This is a genomic window from Kitasatospora sp. NPDC024654 (assembly GCF_055559155.1).
The window spans coordinates 31,881-41,186 of the sequence record NZ_JBVHLF010000046.1; the positions used below are offsets into that span (position 1 = coordinate 31,881).

8 protein-coding genes and 1 pseudogene are annotated in these 9,306 nt (G+C 72.1%); 5 read left to right on the forward strand and 4 right to left on the reverse strand.

Going from position 1 to position 9,306, the window contains the following annotated elements; genetic code table 11:
* Positions 1–174: 174 nt before the first annotated feature.
* The gene (locus ACZ38L_RS24795; RefSeq protein ID WP_465697260.1) at positions 175–630 is read right to left on the reverse strand and encodes a hypothetical protein; all 456 of its coding nucleotides are present in this window, start codon (positions 628–630) and stop codon (positions 175–177) included.
* 59 nt (positions 631–689) lie between these two features.
* Between ACZ38L_RS24795 and ACZ38L_RS24800 the strand changes: the two genes are divergently transcribed.
* Complete coding sequence (locus tag ACZ38L_RS24800; protein WP_465697209.1) at positions 690–1,163, forward strand: hypothetical protein; 474 nt, start codon at positions 690–692, stop codon at positions 1,161–1,163.
* Between the two features lie 17 nt (positions 1,164–1,180).
* Positions 1,181–5,479, forward strand: coding sequence for an FxSxx-COOH system tetratricopeptide repeat protein (gene fxsT / locus ACZ38L_RS24805; RefSeq protein WP_465697211.1), 4,299 nt, complete (start codon positions 1,181–1,183; stop codon positions 5,477–5,479).
* Between the two features lie 64 nt (positions 5,480–5,543).
* On the opposite strand, the pseudogene ACZ38L_RS24810 reads toward fxsT, so the two are convergent.
* Positions 5,544–5,918 (reverse strand): annotated as a pseudogene (locus tag ACZ38L_RS24810) (ISL3 family transposase); the annotation flags it as partial.
* A gap of 83 nt (positions 5,919–6,001) precedes the next feature.
* Between ACZ38L_RS24810 and ACZ38L_RS24815 the strand changes: the two are divergent.
* Positions 6,002–6,409: a carbamoyltransferase C-terminal domain-containing protein gene (locus ACZ38L_RS24815; RefSeq protein ID WP_465697213.1), complete on the forward strand. Its 408-nt coding sequence runs from the start codon at positions 6,002–6,004 to the stop codon at positions 6,407–6,409.
* 48 nt (positions 6,410–6,457) lie between these two features.
* Here the strand turns inward: ACZ38L_RS24815 and ACZ38L_RS24820 are convergent, their stop codons facing one another.
* Positions 6,458–6,934 carry a hypothetical protein gene (locus tag ACZ38L_RS24820; protein ID WP_465697215.1) on the reverse strand — a complete coding sequence of 159 codons (477 nt, stop codon included), beginning with the start codon at positions 6,932–6,934 and terminating at the stop codon, positions 6,458–6,460.
* Here ACZ38L_RS24820 and ACZ38L_RS24825 point away from each other — a divergent pair.
* On the forward strand, positions 6,924–7,046 hold the full coding sequence (locus tag ACZ38L_RS24825; RefSeq protein WP_465697217.1) for a hypothetical protein: 123 nt from the start codon (positions 6,924–6,926) through the stop codon (positions 7,044–7,046). The two genes, ACZ38L_RS24820 and ACZ38L_RS24825, sit on opposite strands and share 11 nt — an antisense overlap.
* 272 nt (positions 7,047–7,318) lie before the next feature.
* On the opposite strand, the gene ACZ38L_RS24830 is transcribed toward ACZ38L_RS24825, so the two are convergent.
* Positions 7,319–8,305, reverse strand: a complete 987-nt coding sequence (locus ACZ38L_RS24830; RefSeq protein ID WP_465697255.1) for a zinc-dependent alcohol dehydrogenase family protein — start codon at positions 8,303–8,305, stop codon at positions 7,319–7,321.
* A 128-nt stretch (positions 8,306–8,433) separates the two neighbouring features.
* Here ACZ38L_RS24830 and ACZ38L_RS24835 point away from each other — a divergent pair, with 128 nt between their 5' ends.
* On the forward strand, positions 8,434–9,024 hold the full coding sequence (locus ACZ38L_RS24835; RefSeq protein ID WP_465697219.1) for a TetR/AcrR family transcriptional regulator: 591 nt from the start codon (positions 8,434–8,436) through the stop codon (positions 9,022–9,024).
* Positions 9,025–9,306: the final 282 nt, after the last annotated feature.

A 9,306-nucleotide genomic window follows, 5' to 3' on the forward strand; every position in this document is an offset into this window, starting at 1 on the left:
CCAGCGGATGGACTGACCGGCCGACGCGCCCTGGGGGGGGGGGGGAAAGACAAAAAAAGCCACCCCCCCCCCCCCCCCCCGTCCCCCCCCCCCCCTCCCCCTGCCCCCCCCCCCCCCCCCCCCCCCCCCCCCCCCCCCCACCATCACGTCGTCACCTGTGACACTGACCGCCGGTCACTTGCCCAGGGTGCCCCAGGGGTACCACGGGGACCAGTTGCCGGCGTCGTAGTTGCCGTCGCGCTCCGTGATCTGGCCTTTGGTATCCATCGTGAACAGGTGCACGGTGTTGCCCATCGCTACGACGTTGGCGCTGGCGATGTCGCTGGTCTCGGTCCACGGGGTCCAGTTGGACCAGGTCTGCGTGGTGTAGTTGCCGTCGCGCTGCCAGAGCATGCCGTTCTCGACGTCCCACAGGCGGACGGTGTTGCCGGTGGCGGTCACGGCGACCGCGAGGGCCGCGGCGCGGGAGCCGGCGCCCCGGGTGACCTTGGTGCGAAGACGGGCGGTTGCGAAGGTCGACTCAATGGGGTTGGTGGTCCGCAGGTGGATCCAGTGCTCGACCGGGTAGTTGTAGAACTCCAGGAGTACGTCCTGGTCGTCGGTTAAGGAGGCGCGCGACTTTACCCGCACGGAGGGCGACTTGCGAGTATTGTCTAACGCACTGTCAGTAATTGGGATGGAGGGGTGCGGTGACGGGCATAGAGCTCGCGGTCGGGTACGTCTTCTCGTGGGTGCTCCGCAAGGGGAAGCGGGTGGCCGGCCGGGCGGACGCAGAGGTCGACCGCACGCTGGACACGGCGATGGACCGCTTCCACGACCTGGTCAGCACCAAGCTCGGCGAGGATCCCGCCCTCAGGAAGCTCACCGAGGAGGCCGAGGCGGGCCAGGAGCGGCCGAGCGACCGCAGCCGCCAGCGGGTGGAGCTCGCGCTGGAGGACGCCGCCGAGCAGGACCCCGGCTTCGCGGAGGCCCTGGAGCGCGCGGTGCGGGAACTCGAGGCCCTGGCCCGCCAGGCCGGTGCCGCGCCGGTGGGGCAGGGCGGGGTGAACGTCGCAGGGAACGTGGGCATCCGCGCCGACCGCGGTTCCGTGGCCGGCTGGAACGTGACTACGGGGAACGTGACTCTGGGAAGCCCTCAGCAGCCGGGTCCGCCGCAGAGGTAGGCGGATCTGGCGCGATCGTGGCCTCACCCGGGTACACCATCATCACGGCTGACCGCGGCGGTACCGCCATCGGCTACTACCAAGCCGCACCCCGCACCAGGGCCACGTGGCCGCACATGGTCGGCAAGATCCCGCGCCGCGCCCAGTCCTTCCAACGCCGCGACGCCGCCGACAAGTTGCTGACGGCAGTCGGCGACGGCAGTGGCGCCGCGGTGCCGGCCCAGGTACTGACCGGGACGGGCGGGGTGGGTAAGACCCAGCTCGCCGCCCACTACGCCCGCACCGCCTGGCAGGCCCACGAGCTCGACGTGCTGGTCTGGGTCAGCGCGAGCACCCGTTCGGCCATCGTGGCCCGCTACGCCCAGGCCGCCGAGGAGTTGCTGGCCGTCGACCCCAGCGACCCCGAGCAGGCAGCCGAGGCGTTCCTGGGTTGGCTGGAGCACAGACCCGGCAAGGAGCGGTGCCGGTGGCTGGTGGTCCTGGACGACGTTGCCGACCCGGCCGACCTGCAGGACCTATGGCCCCCCGACAGCCCACACGGCCACACCCTGATCACCACCCGCCGTCGCGACGCCGCGCTGATCGGAGACGACCGGCGCCTGGTGAACGTGGGTCCGTTCACTCCGGGCGAGGCGGCCGCCTACCTCGCCTCCGTGCTGGGCGCGCGCCACCAGAATGAGACCGACGAACAGATCGAGGGTCTTGCCGCGGATCTGGGACACCTGCCCCTTGCACTGGCGCAGGCCGCCGCCTTCGTCGCGGATGACGGGATCACCTGCGCCAGATACCGCGAGTTGCTGGCCGACCAGGTCAGGAAGTACGCCGAGCTGCTGCCTGAGTCACGGCCCGACAGCCAGGCGGCCACCGTCTCCGCCACCTGGTCGTTGTCCATCGAGCGCGCCGACCGGCTCCGCCCCGCAGGGCTGGCCCGCCCGATGCTCCAGCTCGTCTCGATGCTCGACCCGAACGGCATCCCCGGTGGCGTGCCGGCTGGCGAACCCGCCCTGGCCTACCTCACTGCGCATCGCACCCCCGGCGGCGAAGGGCGACTGGTGCCGGTGACCGTCGAGGACGCGGCAGGCGCGCTCCGGGCCTTGCACCGGCTCAGCCTGATCGACCACACCCCCGGCAGCTCCCACCAGGCCGTCCGCGTCCACCAGCTCATCCAGCGCGTCACCCGCGACAAGCTCGGCCCTGACCAGCACGAGAGGCTCGCACGCGCAGCCGCCGACGCCCTGACCGCCGCCTGGCCCGAGGTCGAGCGGGACACCAACCTCGCCCAGGCCCTGCGCGCCAACACCGCCGCCCTCACCAGCAACGCCGAGACCGCTCTGTACCGGCCCGGCGCGCACGCCGTGCTGTACCGCACTGGCCGCAGCCTCGGCGAGTCCGGCCAGGTCGCCGCCGCGCGCGACCACTTCCGGCACCTCACGGCCGAGACCGCGCGCCGCCTGGGCCCGGAGCACCGTTCCACCCTCGCCGGCCGGCACGACCTCGCCAGGTGGCGGGGGTCGTCGGGGGATCCGGCCGGTGCCGCGGCCGCGTTCGATGAGTTGCTGGCGGCCCGGTTGCGGCTCCATGATCCTGATGATCCCGACACCCTGCTCACCCGGGACAGCCTCGCCTTCTGGCGGGGGCACTCGGGAGACGCGGCGGGTGCCGCGGCCGCGGCTGAGAAGCTGTTGGCGGACCGGCTGCGGGTGCAGGGGCTGGATCACCCGGACACCCTCCGCACCCGGGACAACCTGGCCTTCTGGCGGGGGCAGTCGGGAGACGTGTCCGGTGCCAGGGACGCGGCCGAGCAGTTGCTGGCGGACCGACTGCGGGTGCTGGGACCGGACCATCCGAACACCCTCGTCACCCGGCACAACCTCGCCGTCTGGCAGGCGCAGTCGGGGGATGTGGCGGGTGCGGTGGCCGCCGGCGAGCAGTTGCTGGTGGACCGGTTGCGGGTGTTGGGCCCGGACCACCCGCACACCCTGCTCATCCGGAGCAACCTCGCCGTCTGGCGGGGGTCGTCGGGGGATCTGGCCGGTGCCAGGGACGCGGCCGAGGAGTTGCTGGACGACCTGATGCGGGTGCTGGGCCCGGAGCACCCGGAAACCCTCATCGTCCTGCACAACCTTGCCTTCTGGCGGGCCCAGTCGGGGGATGTGGCGGGTGCCGTGGCCGCGTTCGAGGAGTTGCTGGCGGACCGGTTGCGACTGTCGGGCCCGGACCACCCGGACACGCTCACCACCCGGGAGACCATCGCCCGCTGGCGGGGGGAGTCGGGGGACGCGGCCGGTGCCGTGGTCGCCACCGAGGCGGTGTTGGCGGATCGGCTGCGGGTGTTGGGTCCGGACCATCCGGCCACCCTGACCGCCCGGAACAACCTGGCCTGGTGGCGTGGGAAGGCGGGGGACGCGGCCGGTGCCGTGGCCGCGTTCGAGGAGTTGCTGGTGGACCGGGTGCGTGTGGAGGGTCCGGACCATCCGCTGGTCCTCACCTGTCGGAGCAACCTCGCGCGCTGGCTGGGGGAGGCGGGGGACGTGGCGGGTGCCATGGCTGTTGTGGAGGAGTTGCTGGTGGACCGGCTGCGGGTGCAGGGGCCGGACCACCTGGAGACCCTGGCCACCCGGAACAACCTGGCCTGGTGGCGGGGGGAGTCGGGGGACGCGGCCGGTGCCGCGGCCGCGTTCGAGGAGTTGCTGGTGGACCGGCTGCGGGTCCAGGGCCCGGACCACCGCGAGGTCCTCACCTGCCGGCACAATCTCGTGCACTGGCTGGGGGCGGCAGGAGACGTGGCGGGTGCCGCCGCTGCCGCGGAGTTGTTGTTGACGGACCGGCTGCGGGTGCAGGGGCCGGACCACTCGGAGACCCTGACCGCCCGGAACAACCTGGCGAACTGGCGGGGGCAGCTGGGCGATGCGGTCGGTGCCGTGGTCGAGCTGGAGGCGTTGTTGGCGGACCGCCTGCGGGTCCAGGGCCCGGACCACCTGGAGACCCTCACCTGCTGGAACAACCTCGTCTTCTGGCGGGGGCAGGTGGGGGCCGCGGCCGGCGCGGTGGCCGCGGCCGAGGAGTTGTTGGCGGGCCGGCTGCGGGTGCTGGGCCCGGACCACGCGGACACCCTCATCGCGCGGCACAGCGTGGCGAACCTGCGAGGGGAGGCGGGAGACGCGGCGGGTGCTGCCGCCGTCTTCGAGCAGCTGCGGGCCGACATGACGAGGGTGCTGGGCCCCGACCACCCGTTGACCCTCACCACCCGGAACAACGTCGCGTACTGGCGCGGAAACGCGGGGGATGCGGAGGGCGCCGCGGCCGGGTTCGAGGCGCTCGTGGTGGACCGGTTGCGGGTGCTGGGGTCGGACCACCCGGACACCCTTGCCACCCGGAACAACCTGGCCTGGTGGCTGGGGGAGTCGGGGGACGCCGCCGGTGCCGCGGCCGCGTTCGATGAGCTGTTGGCGGACCGCCTGCGGGTCCAGGGCCCGGAGCACGCAGACATCCTGGGATGCCGGAACAGTCTCGTGTTCTGGCGGGTGCGGGCGGGCGACACGGCAGGTGCTGCCGCCGCTGCCGAGGGATTGCTGGTTGACCTGGTGCGGGTCCAGGGCCCGGATCATCTGGACACGCTCACCACCCGGAACAACCTGGCCTGGTGGCGTGGGAAGACGGGGGACGCGGCTGGAGCCGCGGCTGCGGCCGAGGAGTTACTGGACGACCTGATGCGGGTGCTGGGCCCGGACCACCCGCAGACCCTCCTCTGCCGGCACAACCTGGCCTGGTGGCATGGGGAGGCGGGGGACGCGGCGGGTGCCGCTGGCGCGTTGGAGGAGGTGTCGGCCGACCGGTCGCGGGTCTTGGGACCGGACCATCCGGAGGCCCTCGCCACGCGGAGCAGCGTGGCGAACTGGCGGGGACGGGCGGGGGATCCGGCCGGCGCTGTAGCCGCGTTCGAGGAGTTGTTGCCGGACCAGCTGCGGGTGCTGGGCCCGGACCACCCGGAGGCCCTCATCACCCGGAACAACATCGCCTACTGGCGGGGGGAAGCGGGGGATGCGGCCGGTGCCGCGGCCGCGTTCGATGAGCTGCTGGCGGACCGGCTGCGGGTGTTGGGTCCGGAGCACCCGGACACGCTCGACACCCGGAACAACCTCGCCTGGTGGCGGGGGGAAGCGGGGGATGCGGCTGGTGCCGCGGCCGCGTTCGATGAGCTGCTGGCGGACCGGCTGCGGCTCCGGGGACCGGACGACCCGGACACCGTCATGTGTCGGGACAACCTCGCGCTGTGGCGGGGGAGGGTTGAGGGTGGCTCCCGTGGATCAGGTTGAGCATCCCCAGGGCGAAGTCCCGGCCGAGCAGGCCGATCTCGCCCCACGCCGAGTAGGGGTGTGTCACCTGGCTGATCCACTCGGTGAGCCGGGCGTCGTTGCCCGCGGCCGGCGCCAGGCGCCCGGCGAAGGCGCGGATCAGGCGGGCGAGGCCGGTCGTCTCGGGGCAGGCTGCGGTGACCGCGTCCAGGAGCGCGGTTTCCTTGGTGTGCAGATGGTCGCGGTAGGGGTCGACCAGGGTCGGCCGGTACTGGGGCGCGATCCGCTCGGCGGTCGGTTCGGGGATGCGCGGATAGCGCTTGACTGTGTTCAGGGCCAGGCCCAGGCGGCGGGAACAGTCCAGCAGGCCGACGCCCTGGCCGAGGAGGGTGTGGATCTTGTGCCAGCGTTCCCGGGTGGTCGGCTCGCGCACCCCACGGGACATCCATCGTCCGGGCCGTCACCCGGACCACTTCACCGCCATCCACCACATCCTCGACGACCAGCACCGACAGTCCAGAAAACACCACATTCACAAGCGAGTTGGCATCGTCCACCCCCCATGATTGCAGCCGGGGACGCAGTGTCACCACCGACTACGGAACAGAGCCGTTAGAGGCAAGCCTGTGGGGGCGTCGTGGTACGGGGGAGGTCTTTCACTGCCCTGCTGGCGGCGGTGGTCGCGGTATCCAGCGGGTTCCGGCGATCGTCCACGTGGACGGCACCGCGCGGCTGCAGGCCGTCGACGCCTCGGTGGACGCGGCCGCGGCCCGGATCCTCACCGAGTACGAGAAGCTCAGCGGCATCCCGGTGCTTCGCAACGCCAGCGCCAACCTGAACGGCAGCAGCTTCTTCCCGGACCTCGCCTCGGCGGCCCGCTGGGGGCAGTCCCGCTACATTTGCTCGGAGGGGCGCTTGTACGTCAACCCGCTTGATCCGCGCGGGGGATGACGCCCACCGGGCGAGGCCGGGGCGGTCCGGGACGGTCGAGCGCGGACGTCAGTGGAAGAAGACGGACGCTCGGACCCAGCGGGACGCGGCGCTGCCGGCCGCCGCGCACGGCCCGGTGGTCGTCGTGGTGTCCCAGCCGGGGACCAGGTCGTAGGGGGCGGGTGGGACGACCGGCAGTTGGTGCCACGGCGGGTCGAAGCCGACGCCGTTGTAGGTCCGGCTGCCGACGGCGGTGAGCGCCAGGTCGCCGGCCTCGCAGGTGGTCGGGCTGTAGTTGCCGGCGAGGGGGTTCGGGGCGGCTGTCTCGCCGTAGCGCTGGATGCCGGCCCGGACCTCGTGGACGCCGCGGAACTCGTCGACCGCGACGGTGTAGCTGCCGGCATCCAGGTAGGAGATCCGGATCGAGTCCGAGCTTGTCAGGGGCCGGACGTCGAAGGCGGCCAGGACGAGCAGGCGCTCAAGCCCGGTGCCGGTGAGGTCGGCGACGTTCTGGAAGTGGTCGCCCTGGGTGTCGGTGACCGTCACGGACCCGGGGCACGTCCTGGTCAGGAACATCGTGATGATCAGCGCGTCCCCGGCGGTCACCGCCGAGCGCACCGGCAGGACGACACCGGCCGTGACGGTGGCGGCCTGCTGATCGGCAGAGGTCCGCGCCCTGCTGCCGCGGTCAGCGTTCGTAGACGTCGGTGAGCCGACCGCGGCCCAGGACCGGCGCGGTGACGGCGGGCAGCAGGACGCGGTGATGAGGCTGGGCGAAATTGGTTCTGGCCCCGCTTTCGATACAAGCCGTTGGGCTTGACGGCGTGGTTTCTCCGCTTCCCGACCTCCCGCGTGGCTTCTGACCGGTTGTCGGAGGCCAGAGCGGAAACCCACCGGCTGCGCTGTGCCGTGCTGTGGCAGGGGCAGGCGTCAGGGGGCGACGTCGACGATGACCTTGCCGTTGGCCGCGCCGGACTCCACTGCCCGGTGGGCGTCCGTTGCGGTGGCGAGGCTGTAGCGGGTCTCGTCCAGCAGGGGACGGAGCTTGCCCTGGTCTACCAGCGCTGCGGCCTCGCGCAGGATCTCGCCGTGATGCTCGCGGCCCTGGCCGGTCAGCATCGGCAGGAGCGTGAACACCCCCGAGTACGTGGCCCCCTTGAACGACAGGGGTGCCAGCGCGTGTGTGCCCCAGCCGAGGGAGCTGACGACATGGCCGGTGTAGGTGCGAACCGCCTCGAAGGAGGCGTCCAGGACCGGGCCGCCGACCGTGTCGTAGACGATGTCGAAACCGGTGCCGCCGGTGAGCTCGGCCACGTACTTCTGCACGCTCACCGCGGCGTGGTCGATCGGCACCGCCCCCAGGGCCCGCACCACGTCGCCCTTGGTTGCCGACTCGGTGGCGAACACCTCCGCCCCGCGGGCAGCGGCGATCTGAACCGCGACGCTGCCCACGCCGCCCGCGCCGCCGTGCACCAGAACCTTCTGGCCGGCCCGTACCCCGGCTCGGTCCACCAGCCCCTCCCACGCAGTGATCACCGCCAGGGGCAGCGCGGCCGCCTCACGCATCGACAGTGCGGCCGGCTTGTGGGCCACCAGGCGCGCGTCGACGGCCACGAACTCGGCAAGCGAGCCCTGCAGGTCACCCACGCCGCCGGTCAGGCCGTACACCTCGTCCCCAGCCGCGAAGCCGCCCACACCGGGCCCCGTCTCCACTACCTGACCGGCCAGGTCCATGCCCAGCACGGCCGGCGGCTTGACACGGGCGTGTGCTGCTCTTCCCGCCCTGATCTTCGTGTCCAGTGGGTTCACCCCGCTGGCGTGTACCCGCACCAGCACCTGCCCCGGTCCCGGCACGGGCCGGTCGATCTCCCGCAGCTCAAGCGGGCCGCCGAACTCCTCCAGCACCACCGCACGCATCACGTCACCATCCTCATACGCATCGTTCGAAGCAGCGGGGGAACCCCACTAATCAAACAGACTAGTCCGTCTGATTAGTGGCAGCAAGCGGAGTGCGGCCGTTAATCAAACGGACTAGTCTGTCTCGCATGGCGACACGCGTACGCAAGACGAATACCGAGCAGAAGATCCTCGACACAGCCTCCGGCCTGTTCCACCGGTACGGCCTGCGCGGGGTGGGAGTCGACCAGGTCATCGCGGAATCGGGCGTGGCGAAGTCGACGCTGTACGCCCACTTTCGCACCAAGGACGACCTGATCGCCGCCTACCTGCAGCGCACCGACGACTCGTGGATGCAGCAACTGGAGGCGGCGGCCGAGGCGGCTGGACCAGATCCCGCCGAGCAGGTGGTGGGCCTTTTCGACGCACTGCTGGCCTCCTTCGACCGCCACGGCTTCTTCGGTTGCCCTTTCATCAGCGCCGCAGTCGAGGCCGAGTCCGGCTCCAAGGCACATGCGGCCACCGTCGCCCACACCCAGCGCCGCCAGGAATGGCTCGCCGGCCTCGCGGCAACCGCCGGAGCCACTGAGCCAGCCGCGCTGGCCGCCCATCTTGGGCTACTGATCGACGGAGCCCTCACCTCCGGGCGCCTCTTGCAGGACCGCACGGTCGTGGACAGCGCCAAGACATCCGCCCGCGCCGCCATGCACGCGCACGCCGCCCAGAGCGCAGGGGTGTAACGCGGGCGCTTGACAGGCCCGGCCCTCATGGGTGCCGAAATCCGCCGTGCGGGCGGCGCTGGCTGCACGTGTGGGGCCTGGGTGGGTCAGGGGGTGCAGACGGCGTAGGGGGTGACGTTGGTGTAGGTGGTGTTCTGGTTGTCGGCGAGGACCCGTGGCCGGTGGGGCAGGTGGCGGGGGGGGGGGGGGGGGGGGGGGGGGTGGGGGGGGGAGGAGGGAGGGGGGGGGGGGGGGGGGGGGGGGGGGGGGGGGGGGGGGTGTGGGTTCTCCCAGAACCCCTCT

Excerpts from the sequence above, each read along its gene's own strand:
- ACZ38L_RS24835 (WP_465697219.1), top strand. The coding sequence starts at position 8,434 with ATGGCGACACGCGTACGCAAGACGAATACCGAGCAGAAGATCCTCGAC.
- ACZ38L_RS24830 (WP_465697255.1), bottom strand. The coding sequence starts at position 8,305 with ATGCGTGCGGTGGTGCTGGAGGAGTTCGGCGGCCCGCTTGAGCTGCGG.